At 45.4% G+C, this 19,807-nt stretch carries 17 protein-coding genes; 3 read left to right on the top strand and 14 right to left on the bottom strand.

The genetic code is table 11. The features are described 5' to 3' along the window. Positions 1–6: 6 nt before the first annotated feature. The gene (locus CHB83_RS13840) at positions 7–1,374 is read left to right on the top strand and encodes an LTA synthase family protein (protein WP_089333056.1); all 1,368 of its coding nucleotides are present in this window, start codon (positions 7–9) and stop codon (positions 1,372–1,374) included. On the opposite strand, the gene CHB83_RS13835 is transcribed toward CHB83_RS13840, so the two are convergent. After that, positions 1,326–2,393, bottom strand: coding sequence for a glycosyltransferase family 4 protein (locus CHB83_RS13835; RefSeq protein ID WP_089333055.1), 1,068 nt, complete (start codon positions 2,391–2,393; stop codon positions 1,326–1,328). The genes CHB83_RS13840 and CHB83_RS13835 overlap by 49 nt on opposite strands. Positions 2,394–2,551: 158 nt before the next feature. Between CHB83_RS13835 and CHB83_RS13830 the strand changes: the two genes are divergently transcribed. Together CHB83_RS13830 and rffA are read left to right on the top strand one after the other, a co-directional pair. Continuing rightward, positions 2,552–3,484 carry a glycosyltransferase family 2 protein gene (locus tag CHB83_RS13830; protein ID WP_089333054.1) on the top strand — a complete coding sequence of 311 codons (933 nt, stop codon included), beginning with the start codon at positions 2,552–2,554 and terminating at the stop codon, positions 3,482–3,484. After that, positions 3,481–4,626 (top strand): dTDP-4-amino-4,6-dideoxygalactose transaminase, encoded by a 1,146-nt coding sequence (gene rffA, locus CHB83_RS13825; RefSeq protein WP_179225533.1) that lies wholly within the window; start codon positions 3,481–3,483, stop codon positions 4,624–4,626. The genes CHB83_RS13830 and rffA overlap by 4 nt, the downstream gene beginning before the upstream one ends. Before the next feature lie 16 nt (positions 4,627–4,642). On the opposite strand, the gene CHB83_RS13820 is transcribed toward rffA, so the two are convergent. The 13 genes from CHB83_RS13820 to CHB83_RS13760 all read right to left on the bottom strand — a co-directional run bounded on the left by CHB83_RS13820 (position 4,643) and on the right by CHB83_RS13760 (position 19,757). Then, on the bottom strand, positions 4,643–5,878 hold the full coding sequence (locus CHB83_RS13820) for a glycosyltransferase (RefSeq protein ID WP_089333053.1): 1,236 nt from the start codon (positions 5,876–5,878) through the stop codon (positions 4,643–4,645). Between the two features lie 19 nt (positions 5,879–5,897). After that, positions 5,898–7,754: an asparagine synthase (glutamine-hydrolyzing) gene (gene asnB, locus CHB83_RS13815; RefSeq protein WP_089333052.1), complete on the bottom strand. Its 1,857-nt coding sequence runs from the start codon at positions 7,752–7,754 to the stop codon at positions 5,898–5,900. A gap of 66 nt (positions 7,755–7,820) precedes the next feature. Beyond that, positions 7,821–8,708: a glycosyltransferase gene (locus CHB83_RS13810; protein ID WP_089333051.1), complete on the bottom strand. Its 888-nt coding sequence runs from the start codon at positions 8,706–8,708 to the stop codon at positions 7,821–7,823. A 35-nt stretch (positions 8,709–8,743) separates the two neighbouring features. Continuing rightward, positions 8,744–9,670: a glycosyltransferase family 8 protein gene (locus CHB83_RS13805; protein WP_089333050.1), complete on the bottom strand. Its 927-nt coding sequence runs from the start codon at positions 9,668–9,670 to the stop codon at positions 8,744–8,746. Positions 9,671–9,702: 32 nt separating this feature from the next. Beyond that, a complete protein-coding gene (locus tag CHB83_RS13800; RefSeq protein ID WP_089333049.1) occupies positions 9,703–10,587 on the bottom strand; it encodes a hypothetical protein in 885 nt (294 codons plus the stop codon). After that, positions 10,584–11,579 carry a hypothetical protein gene (locus tag CHB83_RS13795; RefSeq protein WP_089333048.1) on the bottom strand — a complete coding sequence of 332 codons (996 nt, stop codon included), beginning with the start codon at positions 11,577–11,579 and terminating at the stop codon, positions 10,584–10,586. Before CHB83_RS13795 ends, CHB83_RS13800 begins: the two co-directional genes overlap by 4 nt. Positions 11,580–11,707: 128 nt before the next feature. Then, the gene (locus tag CHB83_RS13790) at positions 11,708–12,850 is read right to left on the bottom strand and encodes a glycosyltransferase family 4 protein (protein ID WP_089333047.1); all 1,143 of its coding nucleotides are present in this window, start codon (positions 12,848–12,850) and stop codon (positions 11,708–11,710) included. A gap of 49 nt (positions 12,851–12,899) precedes the next feature. After that, entirely contained in the window at positions 12,900–14,675 is a 1,776-nt protein-coding gene (locus CHB83_RS13785) for an ABC transporter ATP-binding protein (RefSeq protein ID WP_089333046.1), read from the bottom strand. A gap of 186 nt (positions 14,676–14,861) precedes the next feature. Then, the gene (locus CHB83_RS13780) at positions 14,862–15,806 is read right to left on the bottom strand and encodes a glycosyltransferase family 2 protein (RefSeq protein WP_089333045.1); all 945 of its coding nucleotides are present in this window, start codon (positions 15,804–15,806) and stop codon (positions 14,862–14,864) included. A gap of 53 nt (positions 15,807–15,859) precedes the next feature. Then, positions 15,860–16,846, bottom strand: coding sequence for a glycosyltransferase family 2 protein (locus CHB83_RS13775; RefSeq protein WP_089333044.1), 987 nt, complete (start codon positions 16,844–16,846; stop codon positions 15,860–15,862). A gap of 85 nt (positions 16,847–16,931) precedes the next feature. Next, a complete protein-coding gene (locus CHB83_RS13770; protein WP_089333043.1) occupies positions 16,932–17,933 on the bottom strand; it encodes a glycosyltransferase family 2 protein in 1,002 nt (333 codons plus the stop codon). Between the two features lie 32 nt (positions 17,934–17,965). Then, positions 17,966–18,742 (bottom strand): glycosyltransferase family 2 protein, encoded by a 777-nt coding sequence (locus tag CHB83_RS13765; RefSeq protein ID WP_089333042.1) that lies wholly within the window; start codon positions 18,740–18,742, stop codon positions 17,966–17,968. Positions 18,743–18,809: 67 nt separating this feature from the next. Then, on the bottom strand, positions 18,810–19,757 hold the full coding sequence (locus tag CHB83_RS13760) for a glycosyltransferase family 2 protein (RefSeq protein WP_179225532.1): 948 nt from the start codon (positions 19,755–19,757) through the stop codon (positions 18,810–18,812). Between the last annotated feature and the right edge of the window lie 50 nt (positions 19,758–19,807).

The following is a 19,807-nucleotide window of genomic DNA, read 5'->3' as shown; positions in this document are numbered from 1 at the left end:
CTACGCATGGAACTCAAAGATCTTTTTCTTACTCCGTTTTACTTAGCTATTTTCTACGGAATAGCATTTGCCGTGCGTAAGCGTTTTACTAACGCTCTGACAAAAAAGTATTTTATACCAGCGTTATCCGTAAAGTTTGTAGGTGCTATTGGGTTAGGTTTAATCTATCAGTTCTATTACGGAGGCGGTGATACGTTTAATTATTTCAATCACGTAAAAACAGTCTATAGTGCTTTCACCGATTCCCCCATCATCGGCATTAAGTTATTATTGTCACACGGAGAATATGACCCGGAGACCAATAAGTATGCGGTTATGATGGAATGGTACCGCGCTCCTACTGAGTTTTTCGTTATCAAAGTAGCCTCTTTCTTCGCTCTTTTTTGTTTTAATACTTACACTGTTATAGGACTGTTTTTTGCCATCACTAGCTTTTCAGGCATGTGGGCTATGTACCTCACATTTATAAGAATTTTTCCCCTTGCCTATAAGAAATTAGCCATAGCAGTCTTTTTCCTTCCATCTGTATTTTTTTGGGGATCTGGCTTAATGAAAGATTCTATTTGTATGGGAGCATTAGGATGGGTTTTTTATGGATTTTATAATGCAATAATTCGTCCACGCGGGATCTTTACAGCTGCACTATTAGGAGCAATAGGTGCATATATAATTGCTTCAGTTAAAATATATATCTTATTATCTTTCCTTCCACCGGCACTTTTTTGGGTGTTTAATGAATATAGCCAAAAAATAAAATCTGCTGCTCTTAGAGTAATATTAAAGCCCTTATTTATTGTGCTAGGGTTGATTGTTGGAGCTTTTGGTGCAACGAAGCTTACTGCAGGCGATGAAAAGTATGATATTGATAAAATAGGTGAGCGAAGCAAGATTAATAATTATTATTTAACACAACAGGTAGTAAGCGGATCAGCGTATAACATTGGTGAGTTTGATGGCTCAGCATCGTCCATCGTCAAAGTTGCACCACAAGCAATTGTTGTTTCTCTGTACCGCCCTTTTTTGTTTGAGGCTCGTAACCCAGTTATGCTCCTTTCAGCATTAGAGGCTACTTTGTTTATTTATTTAACAGTTAGTTTATTTTATAAAACAGGGCTTTTGAAAAGCTTTCGACTTATAGCTGCAGAACCAATTCTAACATTCTGCTTTATTTTCTCGCTGATCTTTGCTATTGGTGTTGGGGTAAACAGTGGAAATTTTGGCACTTTGGTGCGCTATAAAATACCGTTGATGCCTTTCTACCTGGGTGCACTCTATATTATGCAGCACAAAGCTCAAGCGATGCGAAAAAAGCCCGCACGTGCAATTCAGCTGAAAAGCTCTAAAAAGTTGCGACAGTTTGCTATAACAGAGTAGCGCTGCTCAATAGTATACCGCGCATTTTTCCCCAACTCAGTACGAAGGGCGGGCTGTTGTAAAAGCTTTCGTAAAGCTGCTTCCCATTCAACTGGTGTAGTACACACATACCCGTTGTAATCAGACGTTACAACTTCCTTGTTCATACCAACTGGTGATACTAATGCTGGCATTCCCAATGCCATATACTGCAACGCTTTAAATGCGCACTTTCCATTAGCCCAAGGATCATCCTCCAAAGGCATCACTCCTAAGTGAAAAGTTAACAAATCTTGTATTTCAGACTCTTTACGCCACGGCTGATATACCAGTGACTTTAAAGGCAAGTTTGGAGGCTGGTTCGATATCACCTTGAAAGTGAAATGAAACTCCTCCTCTAATTTTGCCAGCACAGGCACTAGCTGATGTAAATACTTGAGCGTAGAATGAGTACCTGTCCAACCAATGACTGGTGTTTCAACTACCTGCTGATCCTTTACCTCATTATGCAGATGCACAGTGTCTATGGTTGTTGGATTAACCACAGCGTGGGGGTTAAACTGCCGAGCATAACTGCGTAAATAGTCATTACCACAACTCACCTTGTAGGCCCATCGGCAAATATTGGCTACTTTCTGATGCCACTTTATGCCAGCTACAATCTTGTTCGCTTCAGATGTGTTTGGAATCCAAATAGCGTCGTCGAAATCATAAATCACCTTTTTTCTTAACAGGCGCGCTATGATCCACTCAAACACTGGTGGACCAATAGGTGAAGCCTCACGGTGAATGAAAACATAGTCATACTGCCTAACCCGGAATAATAAGAGTACACGGCGAAGAAAGCCTCCTACAATGCCGGCTACCTTGTCCACGGTATGACCCGGACGATACAGTATATCCCACGTTTTCTCATTGATGAAGGGCTCTAGGTCCCATTCATGTCCTTCCTGCTTAAGCAAATCGAGATACTGCTCAAATCGAAACCGTTGAGAGGGCGCCTTTCCATACGGGTAAGGGGCAATGAAAAGTATTCGCATAGGAGTTATAAGCCCACTTTACAAAGCTTTCAAAGCAGGCAAACAAAGGTACGTCAACCTACTTGAACGTATTGCTCCAATTAGCGCCAAGGGAAGCAAGCCAGCATTCTTATCTTTGATGCCTGTTTCGACAACTAAAGTGCCGCTTTTTATTTTCCATGGCTCCCAAACCCATACTTTCTGTAGTTAGCCCTGTGTACAGGGCCGAGAGTATTGTAAGCGAGTTGCTGAACAGGGTCAGGCAGGCACTCACCTCGTTGAACATTAGTTATGAAATCATCTTGGTTGATGATGGAAGCCCCGGACAGGATTGGGTAGTTATTCAACAGCATGCTGCTAATGATCCGCGAATACGTGGCATTCGCCTATCCCGAAACTTCGGGCAGCACCATGCAATTACAGCAGGTCTGGAAGCATGTAGTGGGGAGTGGATAGTCGTGATGGACTGCGACCTCCAAGATCAACCGGAAGAAATAGGCCGCCTCTACGCAAAAGCGCAAGAAGGTTTTCAGGCAGTCCTGGCTCGTCGCGGGCAACGGACCGATCATCCCTTCACCGTTTGGCGGGCCAAGATGTTCTACAGTTTACTCAGCTACCTTACTGGCCAGAGTCAAGATCCGGAGGTGGGCAATTTTGGTATATACCATCGTCAGTTAATAGATACTGTTTTACAGTTACGCGAAAGCACTCGGTATTTCCCTACTATGGTTCGGTGGGCAGGATTCAAACAAGCCTCCTTGCCCGTGGCACACGGGCACAGTGGGCGCCCCACTTCCTATACCCTAGCACGTCGGCTGCAACTAGGTCTTGATATTCTGCTTAGCTATTCTGATAAACCCTTGCGGCTAACGGTCTACTTTGGTTTGCTGCTCGCTAGCGGCGCATTTCTTTTAGGATTAATAATGCTCACTCGCGCGCTGCTTGGTAAGATTGATGTGTTAGGGTACGCTAGTCTTATTGTATCCATAAGCTTTTTCTCCGGCATACTAATCACGGTGCTGGGTGTCGTCGGGCTGTACGTAGGAAAAACATTCGAAGGCGTCCGTGCACGCCCTTTATTCGTGGTAGCAGAAACCACCACGCCGGTATGATCCCGTCCGATATTCTCATCCCTTTTAATAAACCCTATTTATCCGGGTCTGAGCTGCATAACATTGCAGAAGCAGTATCAGCTGGTAAGCTTTCCGGCAACGGAATTTTCACTCAGCGGTGTCATCGCTTCTTCGAAGAAGAGTATGGGTTTGCGCGTGCTTTGCTAACCAACAGTGGTACTGCGGCGCTGGAGATGGCGGCTCTGCTGTTACATCTACAACCTGGCGACGAGGTTATTCTACCATCATTCACTTTCACCTCTACGGCCAACGCCTTCCTGCTACGTGGAGCTACGTTGGTGTTTGCTGATAGCAGCCCTGAACATCCCAACATTGATCCTGCTGAAATTGCTCGTTTGATCACACCTCGTACCCGTGCAATCGTTGTAGTGCACTACGCTGGAGTCGCTTGTGACATGGATTTCATCTCGAGCCTAGTGAGCCAGCATAACCTGATCTTAATTGAAGATGCTGCCCAAGCTATAGAATCATACCATGGAAGTCGTCGTTTAGGGACAATTGGTCACTTAGCAGCTTTCTCTTTCCATGAGACCAAAAATATCAGTGCGGGTGAAGGTGGATTGTTGGCTATAAATGATAATCAGTTCGCGGAAAGAGCTGAAATCCTATGGGAGAAAGGGACTAATCGGGCCGCCTTTTCCAGGGGTGAAACAGCTAAGTACGAGTGGGTAGATATTGGCTCTTCTTTCCTACCGTCTGAACTAACGGCAGCTTTCCTTTGCGCACAATTGGACAATCGGCTTAGAATATCGAAACGCAGGTTACAACAGTGGAATGTATATCAACAGGCATTGGCTCCCTTAATGAGCCTAGGGGTTAAGCTACCGCTTATACCCAGTTATGCTCAAGCACATAACGCCCACATTTTCTACCTACTCTGCCGTTCACCTAAAGAGCGTGATCTTTTGATCCACCATTTACGTGCGCACCATATTCTAGCCATTTTTCACTACCAGCCCTTGCATACAAGTCCTTTTTTCGAGCACGCGTATACGGGGCCTCCTTTGCCTAATACAGTGTATTATGCTCAGCACCTGCTTCGTTTACCGCTGTACTACGAGCTAAGCGAGGAGCAACAAGTATGTATTGCTGAACAGGTTTTGGCTTTCTATCAACAATAGAATATACAGAGGCAAATTAGTTGCCGAGAAGCCGCTTGTACTCGTTTGTATACCTGCCAATGGCTGTTTCTAGGTCGTAATATTCCTGTGCTTTTTGCCGCAGTTGGCTTCCATCTTTTTGCAATAATTCAGGAATACTGCGCGCCGCTGCTTCGTAGCTAGCAGCATCCAAGGTAGATACTACCGAGCCGCCATCTGTCTGACGGATAATGTCTGCTACATCTCCCACACCATCGTTGCAGATTACAGGAAGCCCCATTGCCAATATTTCGCCAAGCTTCGTGGGCGAACTGGCCTTTTTCGAGTAGCTCTGCTTAATAAAGAACAGATTCAAGTTAGAGGCTGCAACTAACTTGGGTACCTCCTTACGGGTAGCAGGAAGAACATGAAAATCAGTTTCTTCCAGGCCAGCTATTTTCCTGGCTGCTGCAAGCACCATGGCTTTCGGTTCTTGCGTAACGAAAAGCATTTTAGCGCCAGGATTGAGTTGCTTGATTACCGCAAACTGAGCCAGCATCTCATCCAGCAAGTACCAAGCACCGATTGAACCTAAATAGCTCACCACCAATGTATTTTCATCATATCCTAGTTGCTGGCGAGCCGTCTTGCGGTCTTCAGGTGTCAGCAGTGGGAATACCGAAAAATCAGCGCTACACGGTATCACTGTAATAGGAGTACCAGGATAGGATAGCCACGTTTGCATTTCTCCTTTACCGTTTTCGGTAAGGCTGATAATACCATCGGCTGCCGCTATGAATTCTGCTTCCTTACGCTTATAAGTACGATATGCCCGGCGGTAAATAGGACTCTCAAGATTCCACATACCTCCTTCTACCCGCTCATCTACCCAGAACCCGCGCATATCGAACAGGAACTTCACTCCGAACTCGCGTTTCAGCAACAAGCCTACCTCAGCACTTACGTAGCTACGACAGTGAGTCATGTCAAAGTGCAGCTCCTTATGCAGAGCTAGCGCCTTCTTTCGCAGTTGGTACCGATCGTAAAACTTAGCCAAAACCGGTGGTTTACGCGTGAAGAAGATATGCTCCCAACGGATACCAGCCCCTTCAGTAATATTTCGAATGGTTTTCTCGTGCTGAGCGTACCGATCCTTCTTTTCTGTGGAAAGCAGAGTAATTTGGTAGCCAGCTTTAGACAGACCTACTAGATAGGGTAGCACTTGCGACTGACCTAATGGGTCAGTCATCCCATCGTAGGAAATAAACAGAACGCGGGGGGCGGAAGAATTCATGCTAAAAAGTAAAAGGCCCTTAAGCTCCCAACTGGTGCGTGACAGCCCATTGATGCAATACAATAAGAAGCCATACTCGATTGTAAAGATGGTCTTCGCCGGCTTCAAAGCGCTGCACTAGCTCTCGTACAACGTTGGGACGCACGAAGCCTACTTTCTCTAGGACCTGCGGGCTCAGGTATTCATCAATGAGATAATGAAGATCCTTTTTTAGCCAAGTGCCGAGTGGGATAGAGAACCCCCACTTAGGCCGATCAAAAATGTGTGCCGGCACATAGTCGTACAGCACTTGTTTAAGCAGGTATTTACTAACCCCGTTCTTTACCTTCAACGCTGGATCGAGGTTGAGTGCGAACTCAGCAATGCGGTAGTCCAGCAAGGGCCCTCTTGTCTCTAAGGAATAGCGCATTGATGCCCGGTCCACTTTTACCAGCAAGTCATCCTGCAGGTAGTACTGCATATCAAAGATGGCTTGTTGCTCAGCAGGCGTAAGGGTGCGGGGGCTAGGCCATTGCTCTGGCAAAGCTGGCAGGTTGCTCATGCTTGGTTGCAGTAACTTCTCAATTTCCTTTTCAGAAAACAGATACTGTTCTTGCGAGAAGATGTGACTGCGAAGTCGCGCTTGTGCCGGATAATTCAGCAGGTCGGCCACGCGCTTGTAGCGGTTGCTCATCTGCTGCATCACCAATCGAGCCGGATGGCGCAGTAAGTTTACACTACCCTTGGCCAACCGGTTTGCCCAAGTATACATACCGTAGCCATGAAATAGCTCGTCGCCGCCGTCCCCTGACAAAGCCATCGTGACGTGCTGCCGAGCTAGTTTTGATACCATCAGCGTCGGCACTGCCGAGGAGTCGGCGTAGGGCTCATCGTAAATGGTCGCCAGCTCCGCCATGCTGTCGCGCGCCTCACGTTCTGTTACGGTGAAGCTATGGTGGTCAGTACCCAAATGTGTGGCCACTGCAGCAGCATAGCTCGACTCATTGTGCTTCGCCGAGTCAAAGCCGATAGAGAACGTCTTCACCGGCGTAGCAGACACATCCTGCGCCATAGCAGTCACTAGGCTAGAATCGATACCACCGCTTAGGAACGTACCAAAGGGTACGTCTGCAATCATGCGGTACTGTACCGAGGTGCGAATGAGGTCGTGCAGCTGCTTTTTAGCCTCTTGTTCGTCGCTCAGCACTTCCGCCCTGACCTTGTCTTCTAACTTCCAATACCTGGACTCCTTAAACGCAGTGGCATTCACCCGGATATGCGCACCCGAGTCCATCTTCTTTATTTCGTTATAAATAGATCGAGGCCGGGGAATGTAGCCTAGGTACAGAAACTGATTGACTGCTTCTTTATCAACCGTTAACCTCTGCCGGATGGGCGCAAGATTTACCAGTGACTTTAGCTCAGAAGCAAAGCCAAACGTGTTGGCGTCCAGGTAATAGTAGATCGGCTTTTTTCCCAGCCGGTCCCGGAACACATCCAACTGCCCAGTTTGCTTGTCGTAGATTGCAATAGCAAACATTCCATTCAACTCCTGCACAAAGTCAGGTCCCAACTTCACAAACGCCTCCAGAATTACTTCCGTGTCGGAAGTAGTTCGCATTTGCAAGCCTAGTCGGTCTCTTATTTCCTGGAAGTTATAGACCTCACCATTGAATATAGTTACAAACCGATCATTGTGCGAAAACATTGGCTGGTTTGCCGCCGAAGAAAGATCAAGTATACTTAGGCGTCGATGGCCCAGCCCTACTTGGCCATCGAAGTAGAAACCGTCGGCATCAGGGCCGCGGTGGGCCAGACACGTAGTCATATTGCGCAGCATCTCTTCGGTGAGAGGAGATGCCGACGTACGATTCAGAAAACCAGCAATACCGCACATGGGCAATGAAAAGGTTATGCCTGGTTGAAACAGCTAGGCCGCTGTTCTACCCAGGTGACAGATGAATTAGGCCGCTGTGCCAGACCGCCACAGCCGCCGCCACAGCGGACGCATATCGGTGGAAATGGATTTGGCTAGAAAGCGTAGAAACCGCGCGTTGTCATGCATATCGCCGCGGTAGCAGGCAGCTAGAATCAAATACAAGTTAGCCAAGCACTGCCGGTAGTACGTTTCCGACGGGAAATACGCTCCTTCTTGGTGTAGCTTCGTAAAAGCATAGAGCATATCCCGTTCCATCAATGGAATGTTATTATGCATCTGCTGGCCATGAATACGGTAGCGGACTAGGGTGTGAGGTAGGTAACCAAACTCTGTGCACCGCGCTAGGCGCACCCACATTTCCCAGTCGGCCGAGGTTGAGAGCTTGGTATCAAAGTATCCGGCTTCATCCAGCACACTTCGGTGCACCACTACACTAGAAGGGCTGTGAATAACGGTAGTGCTCATTTCCAGCAGCAGGGGTAACACGTGCCCCCCTTTACCCTGAATAATTTCTACTGTTTGATTGGTTTCGGATTGAAACCGCTCCTCCGCCGAATGAACCAGCCTGGTTTGCGGGTACTGCTCCAAATACGCCACCTTGCGAGCAAGATTCTCCGGCTCAAACAAATCATCAGCATCCAAGAAGGCGATGTATGTCCCTTGAGCCAGCGTAATACCTACATTACGCGAATCGGCCACACCCGAGTTTGGTTTGGAATGCAGACGTACTCGCTGGTCAGCGCGGGCAATATCCGCTACAATTTTAGCCGACCCGTCTTTTGAACCATCATCTACCACAATTACCTCCACTGCTGGGTAGGTTTGTTGCAGAACTGATTGCAGGGTAGCGGCGATATACATCTCCGCGTTATAGCACGGAATTACTACTGATACCAACGAAGCTACGGCCATTCTCACAGATTAATTTTAGGCATGGGCTACCTTACCTAGCGTAATTTAGCTTTGAGGCGCCGCCACTGTCTGCCTAGAGCCGGATTGTCGATGTATAGCTCTCGAAGACGAATGCGCAGCAAAGATGGCACCTTATTCAGAGCAAAATCAGTGTAAAGTTCTTTTCGATTACTAGGTGACTGTTGTAGATAACGGTGGTACAGATAACGAAAACGGTTCTGACACAACATGGCCCAGGGCCTATGTAAGGTGAAATGCAAAATCACCTTATCGGCTAGGTACGTTTCAAATTCCTGGCGCGGCAGCATCTCCGGTATATAGGAGTGTAGGGTATTAAATCGGCTGTCGACTTTTTTCCAGTTGTTACGCAACACTGCATTCAGCGCACATTGGTCTACATACTTAATGCGCTCCGGGTACTGCTGCAAATACTGTAGTGCTTGCTCAGAAATTCGCTGCCGGCGCCACTCTTTCATGTGCATGTAGAGTACGCCCGAATTGAAATATTGCCCTTCTTCCGTAATACCTAACAAAGGCTGTGTCTTTACCCAGTTGTCATATACCGCTGCCACAGGGCAGGTACCTAGATCAATCTGAGTAAACAGACTTAAATCGCCCACTACCAACGTGTCGCTGTCAATATAAAGCAGATACTCTACTGATTCAGGTACTAGAAATGCAAAGAAGAGCCGATAGTAGACGGCAACAGTCCACTTGCTGCCTAATACGAATTGAGAAATTAAACTTTCGTCAATTTGATAAAAGGAGATTGTTGAGTTATGAGCCTGTACGTGTTCTTCAATCTTAGCTTTATCTGCAGGCTGAATGCCGGTTGCAATAGCATGGATTGCGATTGGCTTGTTAGGGTTGCTGACAAAAATGGAGGTAGTCAGGGCATAAAATTGATCCAGATAGTTCTGATCAAATGTTATACCTAGATGGAAAGCGCACGAGGCGGACATACTGCAAAAGTCAGCTAAACGGGTTATATATCTTACTTAAGGCGGAGTACCCGCCGTAGTCGCGAGGCCCACAACGAATTCTCCCACATCAGCCGTAGCGTGCTTGGGGTTTGTGGTGGATGCGCTGTATAAAACGGAACCAAGTCAGCAATGTGCTTCCCGGGCACAAACTGTAGCAAGGGCCATGCCTCTTTATCTAGAGGGTGGACATTTTTTGCCTCTTTATAGTTATCCGAGCTCAGCTTAAGCCAGAAGTCTAGGTAAGCTTGCGTATCAAAATCGTGTGCGTGGCCCCAGTTGCTGATCTTCTCACGAATCTCCTGTTCATCACGCGCCCAGGATTGATGCAGAATAAAGTAGGGGGCATAAATGTTAAACCAATGACTAACTCGCCCGTGGTAGTAGGCAGGATCGTTAGTAGCCACTGGGTTGGATACGTCGGCCCAGAGTTGCTGCTGCCGGTCTACGGCCAGAAACCCAGTATCTAGTTGCTTGAACAGGGTAACGTACGGGCACCGAACATTGACAGGACGTGCTGGATTAAAGCCGCGCAGCCACTTAGCAAACCCTGCAAAGTTGAGAAAGTACTCGTCGGCATCGAGCTGCACGTGCCAGCCGCCCTTTCCTAACCGCTCCGCAATCAGGTGACGCTGCCTGACTTCGTTATCCATAGGAGCCAGTTCCGGCCGATGAAAATCGTCTTGATAGATCTCAATCTTGTTCTTGGTATCTAGTCGTTTGACTAGTGCAAAGAAGGCCTCGTCGTCGAAGGAGAAGGGCTTGCCAGCCCAACTAATACGGTCCTGATCCAGCGACAAACAGATACGGTCAGCCTGCTCATATACCAGTGGCAGAGAGTGCTCCAGAAAGTACCAGTCGTAGGCTACGCAGAACCCAATTTTTATAGCTTGGCTCATGCTTGGGTAATATGACGCTTAGCATGGTACAACACGTCTTTTAGAAATGAAGGCGTGAAAGGCGATTTGCGCAAAGCAATCCAGGCATGCTGATACCCCTCCTTAAAGCGGTTCTCGTTGAATGCTTGCACGGCATTGTCCTGAAGCATCAAAGGATGCGTATCATAAATAGCTGGCAGTTGTTGGGTTAACCGCCGCACTGCTGCTAGCTTATCAGCCCACGTTTGCTGCTTGAATTCAGCTGTGATAGTATCAGCTAGTACCAAATCTGTTACCTGTTTCTTCACACGGTACCAGTAGTGATACACGTATTGGTCACAAGGGTGAAGCTCCGTACGAGTTTGCAGTACTAAAGAAAAGGCATACTGCTCGCTGGCGTGGTTCTGCGTAGGAGGATAAAATTGGTCCGTGAGCTGATACACATCCGGGATCATAGCAACTATTTCGGCCGGAAGGCCCATTACGCCGGCATTCCACGATTCTTGCCTAGCAGTATATTGCTCTGTGCCCCGCGTAGTTTGAAAGCTTTGCTGCTCAATAAGATGTAAAAACGCGTGAAACGTAACACCCATGGGCAGAGGCAGCTTACGGCATTCTTCGTAGGTATACTCTAGCAGATGCATAAAGCTGCGCCCCGGCCGGAAGTCTTGCATCCAAGGCAGAGCATCGGCCGTAAAAAAGGTATCGGAGTCAACATACAGCATGTCAGCCCCTGGGTGCCGCTGGAATGCCTCTTCGATCAGCGCGATTTTCATACGGTGCAGAAAGTCAATCTGCCCTCGCATTACCTTTATTTTCTCGGGAGTAAGCAGCACGTAATCTACCTCCACGTCCGTCAGATATTGTCGGAAGAAATCAGGGGCATCCGTGAACAGTACAGTCTTAACCTGACTGGCAGGTCCGCTATACCACGCCCAAAAGCTCATAATGGTGAGCAAAGCCCGCCGGTACTCACTTTCCCGGCCGAACGATTGGGTTACGAGCAAATGCATGGGAACAGAACGCTTGAGAGACGGAATCAACGAGCAGACAGCCGTGGGGCAGTACCACCCTTCAGTTCCGCAATGAAAACCAGATGTCGATGAGAAGTTAGGACTGAAAGCCGCAGCACATTTACTTACTAACCGCAGTACAGATCTTCCAATGCGCAAAGATAAGTATCTAACCCGAAACGTTGAGTAGCAACGGCCTGCCCGGTGGTTTGTACGTGTGCGCGTAACGTAGGGTCAGTCAGGTAGCGTTGCATGGCGGCAGCAATGGCAGCACTGTCGGCAAAGGGAACTACTAAGGCATTTTCCTCGTGACGGATAAACTCTGGTGCCACGCCTGAAAGCGTAAATACTGCTGGAATACCAGCTGCCAGTGCTTCCACGTAGGTTTGCCCAAAAGCCTCACTGTGGTCGTCGATGGGCGTATGCACGTACACATCAAACAATTGATATAACGAGCCCAGATCGTTTTCAAAACGGATTTGCTCGTAGGACTCGGCTGGCAGATATTGCTGCAGGAGGGCTTGGATTTCCTTTTGGTAGTCGCCGTGAGCATTAGCCAGCAGTAGTTTGGCGGAGGGATACTGCTCACGTAGTGTGGCGAAGGCAGGAATAATATACTGAATTCCTTTCCACTCGGTCTGGCGGGCAATAACACCGATAACCGGGTAGGCATCCTGCGTTTTGTATTTCTGCCGCAAAGCAGCTACCCGCTCCGGCTTTGGCTGCATGAAAGTAGCCAAGTCAAAGCCATGATGAATCAGGCGAATCTTTTGTGGTTTCACGCCCTCTTTTTCCACCAATATCCGCTTGACCATCTCCGTGATGGCAACAATATGGGTTGTAAGAGTATTCGTGAACCGGTCGTAGTACACAGCGCGGGGGAAATACTGATGGTGCAGGGTAGAGTGGTGACGCGTCAATATGCGACGCGGTACGCCTACCGACCAAGCTGCCAACAGTCCTACCACATTAGCATCAAACAGATGCGTATGCACTACCTGACTTTTCCAGGTTTTGAGCTGACTACGCACTTCACGTATGGCGCGTAGTAGGTCAGCTTTTCCACGATAGATAACCCGTGCTACAGGAAGTTCCAGACCCCGGATATATTGCTCTAGTTCACTGTCTCCAGGATTCAACAAAATGAAGGATAAGGCTACCTTACTTGGGTTCAAGTGTTTGGCAATCCATTCAAAAGCTAGTGCCTTATTGACAGCAGAAATGACGTAAGTGACGCGAACAGGGGCGCCGGGTACTGTAGAAGCAGCCATAAACAACAACTGAGTGCTAGCAAAGCCAGCTATACAAGTCTCTTCCCTCCTACTTGCTAGATGCCATCGTACGGCTTACCAACTCCTCGTAAGTCCGCTCTGCAATTAATTCCCCATCCTTCAACTCGTAAATACGCGTGCAGTCGCGCAGAGTCGTGATGCGGTGAGCAATGATGAAAATGGTAATATCAGTAGTTGCAAGGCGACTGATTGCTTCATTTACCTCCCGCTCGGTTTCGTTGTCCAATGCACTCGTGGCTTCATCCATAAGTAGTACCTCCGTGCGCTTATACAATGCACGAGCAATACCAATTCGTTGGCGCTGGCCTCCGGAAAGACGCGACCCTCGTTCGCCTACAAATGTCTCAATACCATCGGGTAGTGATTGAATAAAGTCTGTTAATGAGGCCTGCTCAATAGCGTACTGCAACCGTTGCTCATCTACCTTTTGATCTGCCAAGGTGATATTATCCCGGATAGATGATTCCATCAAGAAGGTATCCTGCTTTACATACCCTACTAGCTTATACCAAGCTTCGAGATTGTGCTCCGTTAATGGTTGGTTATCGATAAGTAGCTTCCCTTGCTGTTCTTCATAAAACCGCAGCAACAGATTCATTAAGGTAGTCTTACCAGAGCCGGAGGAACCGATAAGGCCTATTCTTTCTCCTTTATTAACCTTGAAAGAAATATTATTTAATACCGGCTTAGTTGTCTCTGGGAATGTAAAAGATACGTTTCGCAGCTCTATGGAATTCTTGAATACCAAGGGTTGCTGAGGGGGCAGTACTTGATGCACTAGGTCCCGATGGCTGCCTAAATTATCAAATGTGAATCGGTGTTGCTTTAACGAAACCATCGCAATAATTAGACGATTGACTGATGGCATCAGGCGGTATGCTGCTGCTGCAAATAGTCCAATTATCGTTACTAGATTTTCAGGATTTTTTGATAATAGAAGGGAGTATAAAAAGATAGTGGCCACTGCTAGTATAGCCACCATTTCAATCATTTTGAGAGGTAGCTGTCCATAGAGATAAGAAACAGCTTCTAGGTCCTGTAATTCGTTCTGATTCTCGATTACTTTTTCCTTTACTTGAAATTGCTTACCAGCAAGTTTAAGCTCGATATAGCCGGCAAAAGCCTCCGAAAGCAACAAATAGGTTACTGGTCGTAGCGCGTCAACCCGGGTGCCGATGCGCATAGAGCGATTACGCAACAGGCGGTACGTAAAGACAGTAGCTGGAGCTAGCACTAAAGCCAACACCATAAATAAAACGGGTTGATAAACTAGGATAGCAACAATAATTACGAGAATGACAACAGCTTCTGAAAGCAGAACAAACAACTGACGAATAATACCATTAACAAAAGCTTGCGGAATACCTACCGTAAAGTGGACTAAGTTAGATGAACCCAACCTGCTAAAGTCCCAAAAAGACAAATTATTATATTTATCTATTTGGGTACCTACTACATTCAAAGCAATTTGTGCAGTGAATCGGACTTGCTGATAATTCACTAGGGTTGTGAATAAATTCTTTATAAGAAAGAATATCACAAGCAGAATTATAAGTGCAACTAAAAAAGCTGTTTCCGATTGAAAACCTAGTGCATGATAAAGCCAATTGGAATATTGGTTACGGAATATAGATCCAGGCTGCGAGGCAGCCATAATTACTGGAACCAATGACGCTAAACCAAAAACGTCTAGCACTGAGGAGAAGATCAGCAATAAAAACATCCATACTGCTTTCCGCCGGTCCGCGTCGGACAAGTAAAACAGTACATTACGTAATGTTTCGCTGATAATACCTTGATTCATTGTTTTGTTCTTAATACTCTAGAAAAGCGCTTGGTAGCTAAACTTCCTTAGACGCGCTAAAGCAGCAGTTACTCACGGCTGCAGGTTAGAAACAGAGTGACGCTTTTGCCGTGTGGCACGCAGTATGAAACCACAAAGATAGGTAAACCTATCTGGTGCACCTTACATTAAGCTTCCCTTAAGCGGCTACGCACGCGACGGAACCATCTGATAGCCGCTATATAAGGCAGCCCCTAGCAGCAGATTTGTAAGACCAAAATAGAGTTTATCAAAAGCCTTCTTATTGGGTATAAGCGTCAACATCCCCATCACCGCTGGACGTATGAGGCTTATAACTTGATAAACGCTGCCTTTTAGAAGACCATAATCATACACCAGCTCTTGGTGACCAAGCTCAACAGCGACCCTTCGCGTTTCACCACCCCGCTTTTTCCGAGCTAGCCATGCAGTTAAATTCATTCGGTCTGCCTCATTATGATACATAATGCTGGTAGGACAAATGTATGGCTGTATTTGATGCTCGGCTAAGCGCTGGCTAAATTCATGATCTTCAAAACCAGCATGTGGGAAATTCTCATTATAGCCCCCAGCTTTTTCAAAGTCTACCTTGCGAATAGCTAAATACTGACTCGTAATGCCCGGAGTGGCAAACAACTCATTGTCATTCCACGGTAAACCACGGCACCACCCTTTTAATGAGTCAAACCCATAATGATGTAAGTAGCGCCCGAACTGAGTGCTTTGAACATATTTCTGTAAATCAGGAGGATACACCCAATTTAAGTTGAAGCAACGCGGCTCTTGCGAATATTGCTGAGATAAGTCCACTGTTACTTGAATGTTCTCAGCTGTTACCCACATATCGTCGTCCATAAAGACTAGCAATGGGGCCAATGCGTTTTTCGCACCTAAGTTCCGCGCTGAAGCAACTCCGCTTTTAGGATTATCAATAACCCGCACTTTATCCTGATACTCGGCGGGCAGAGAAATACTCTCTGTTTTGGAGTCATTAATAATCAGCACTTCTGCTGGCACTCCCTGCAACGCTCGATGTACTTTTTCTAGCGTTACTGCTAAAATAGCCTTTCGGTCTTTCGAGGCAATAATAAGGCTTAACTTAGGTGAAAGCATGTAAAGCAAGAAAACAAGTAGAAATGCGACCCTATAGAGCCGCTCTTTTTAGTTTAGCGAGCTAGCAGTTTGTCGCCAATAAACTGCCGTATACCGCTCATGTTGTTACCGAACAAGAAACGGCTGAAAGCGGATGCGAAACGACGTGCAAAGTGAGGGTCTACTTGTGCAAGCCGAGCGTAAATTTCCTTGTGCACTTTAGGCGTGATGTTGTAATTCACCATGCCGTAAAACCAGCGTTGCAGGAGGCTGTCTATTTTCTTTTGATAGACTGCTGAATCCAGTGGTCCGAACTGCTGCAAGAATTTCAGAATATGTGCTTCTTCCGCTAAAGCCAGACCCGTGACCAATGCTTTACTGCGCACATTATTGGTATGCTGACGAAAGTAGTTTAGGGGCTCAGCAACAAAAGCTACCTTAGAAGAGGCCAGGATTTTCGACCAATATGCCCAGTCCCCGGATAGTCGCATCGTTTCATCTGCCGGGCCGGTTTGTTCAATTACGCTACGCCGAACGACTACGGCGCTAGCGTTCGGGATGATACAACGGAAGGGCATGTAACGCTGCACAAGCTCAATCCCAGGAATGGTGAAGTCATGGGCCCAGCGCTGAGCATCTACTTCTTCATAGTATGCATAATGATTGCCAACAGGCTGGCTTTTCTCATCAACACTGATAGACATGCAGTACGCTATGCCAACCTGAGGGTCGGCTTCGAGCCGCGCCACAAGGGTTTCTAACAAGCGTGGATCAGCATAATCATCACTCTCCGCAATCCATATGTACTCTCCTTTAGCCAAGGATAGCCCCTTATTCCACTGATGAAAAGTACTTCCACTGTTCTGCTCGTTCAGAACTACCTTAATCCGTTTATCCTGAGCAGCATAATGGGCAATTATTTCTCGGCTATTGTCAGGAGAACAATCATCCAGAAGTAGTACTTCAAAATCACGCTCTGTTTGCTTCAAAACGCTATCAATGCGTTTTGGCAAATACAGGGCATGATTATAATTAGGAATAATGACAGTTACTCTTGGCATGCCTGTTTCGGTTATGTCAGCTACTTAAGCTGAATTTAGGAAAAATACGAAATGTAAGCCCCCAATATTGAACCTATTGTTCGTATTACTTGGAAACTATCCTTTTGAGCAATCCATCTCCGATTAATTGACGTAAACCACTGAATTTGTTCTCGATCATTGTCGAAAAAAAGTATTTAGTAAATCGTCTAGGAAATGTAGGCTCAAGAGCGCACAATTCTCTATATAATTGGCGGTGCAAGCTCCAAGGCATCTCGTGATTAGCCACAAAAGCATAAAACCATTTGCCAAGAATATTATTTATTTTCTTTTCGTAATTAGCTTTATTAGGCTCTCCAAATGCCTTGATAGCCTGCATAACCCTAGCTTCCTCTACGAGTGCTAGGCCACTACGAAGTGTATTACTGCGTACGTTGTTTGTATGCTGCCGGAAGTAATTTAAAGGTGTAGAGATGAAAGCCACTTTTGATATCGCCATAATCTTGGCCCAGAATATCCAGTCTCCTACCAAGCGATAATTTGCATCAGCAGGTCCCGCTTGTTTCAAGACACTACGCCGCATGACTGCCCCGCTTGCGTTAGGTACAATATTGCAGAAAGACATGAACTGTTTAATTAAATCAATACCATGAACAACAAAGTTCTGATTTAATAAGGCCCCCTCCAGTTCCTTCGGCATAATATGATGTATACCTAATTCACGGTTATCCTCATCAACTGTTTGTGATTCACAATACACTAATCCAATTGCTGAGTCCTGCTGAAGGGGGCGCAATAAGGTTTCTAGAAAGTTTGGTTCAGCATAATCATCACTCTCCGCAATCCATATGTACTCTCCTTTAGCCAAGGATAGCCCCTTATTCCACTGATGAAAAGTGCTACCGCTGTTCTGCTCGTTATACACTAGTGTAATGCGAGAATCCTTTGCAGCATACTGCTCAAGAATTTCTCTACTGTTATCGGGTGAGCAGTCATCGAGCAACAACACCTCTATATCCTGCTCTGTTTGCTGCAATACGCTTTCAATGCGCAAAGGCAAATACCGTGCATGATTGTAGTTTGGAACTATGACAGTGACTTTAGGCATCAGGTGCGTGCAAACAAAGTGACAAATTTGTATTATAAATTAACACCTAGTATAATTTTAGCTACAGTTCTAAATTTATTTTTCCTTATATAATCTAGAGTGTGTAGCTCATCTAGTAGTCTTTTAATAAGAGCGGAGCCGTGCTTTGTATATATATATGTTTTATTCTGCTCAAAGCCGGGCCTAGTAACTGAGACAGACATCGAGTTAGGTGAAACTCGATAGTAGAAGCATATTTCGTTTAGGTACATGAATTTTGTACCGAGCAGAAAGCTATGAATCCAAAATTCCCAATCCTCATTTCCCATAGCTGGCATAGCTCCATCATATCCGCCTACTTTCTGCCAAACTTCACGCCTGAACAGAGCGCAAGCATCAATGTAATTGCATTGAATGATTTTAAAAAAATCATACTCTCCAACCTCTCTTAATCCAGTTTCTTCACCAAAGAACATGGGTTTGCCATACACTACTTCTACCTCGTGATTATCATCTAGTAACTGTACCGCTTTGGTTAAATAGTTACTATGCAGCTTGTTGTCACTATCCAAAGGAATAATGTACTTCCCTCTTGCCAAAGAGATACCAACATTCCTAGCAGCTGCCAAACCCTGGTTTGTCTGACGTATAACAGTGTACCCACCCTGCTCAAGTACATCCATCACCATTAAGGTATGGGCATCCGTTGAGCCATCATCAACTATGATTATTTCATACGGGATGTTACCTACATTGCATTCGACACTTTGTAGTGCTTCCTGTATGTATTGACCATGGTTAAAGCAAGGTATTACAACTGAAACCTTCATTTATAACACCTCTGTGAGCCAAAAAATTGACTGTGTTTACAGCATACATAATTAAATGCTACAAACATTATATTCTCTTATATCTCTCTATATTATAAGTAGAATCACGCTTTTTTAAAGCATACTTTATTCTCAATTTTAAATCACACCATAACCACGATAAAAAATATCTATCAAATCCTTTGTACAGGAGAGATCTAAAATATATTTGTCTTAACAGATATCTTTTCTCATACAAGGGCATATTAATAGTGTTTGGCTGCTCAATTATTCCATAAATTTGACTTGGTTTTTTCACATGAGTCAGCACTAATTCAGCAAATTTTTCTTTCGCCTTTTGACCTATATTTAAAGGTATTTCATATAAAACAGGTATACTTAAGCTTAATGATAGCCAAGACCAATCCTCGTCGGGAGTAGTAGTTCTAAGAGAGAAATCATGTAATACCTTATTACTGAACAGAACTTTAGCATCTTCTTGAAGCCCAGTAAAAAGATAAACTAGATGAGGCGCTAAAGAATATGATAGCTGGTTAGCAAATCTTTTGTTAGGCTTTAATTTACTAAGATGATACAAACCAACAGATATAAATAATATGTTTCCAAAGTCATCCATGCCTTCAATTAGGCCTTCAAGTCCTTGGGTTGTAAAATTACTTTGCCTTTTTATTGCATAAGGATTTTTGTAATTAATAAATGAATAATCATTATAACTGCATATATCAGAAATAATATTATCAACAGCATCTAACGCTGGCGGATCATCATCGCCCAATAACCACATCCATTCTGTCTGGCAGGCTTCAAAGCAAGAAATAAAATTAGCAGACATGCCTATATTACTGCTATGCCTAACTACTTCAATATTTTCGTGCTTTATATGACCAATTGTCTCACTAACCGCAATATCAGAGCAATTATCAAATATTATTAATTTAACATTATTATTTAGTTGAGAAACTAACCTTTCTACTGAAAGCAAAACTTTATGATTCCGATTATAAGTCGGAATCATGATTGTCAGAAGAGTAGTGTCATTGTATTGCATAAATGTTTTTTCAGTTT

Origin of the sequence: Hymenobacter mucosus, from assembly GCF_900188255.1 — a bacterium.
GTDB lineage: Bacteria > Bacteroidota > Bacteroidia > Cytophagales > Hymenobacteraceae > Hymenobacter > Hymenobacter mucosus.
This window is presented reverse-complemented; position numbering and strand designations above follow the sequence as displayed.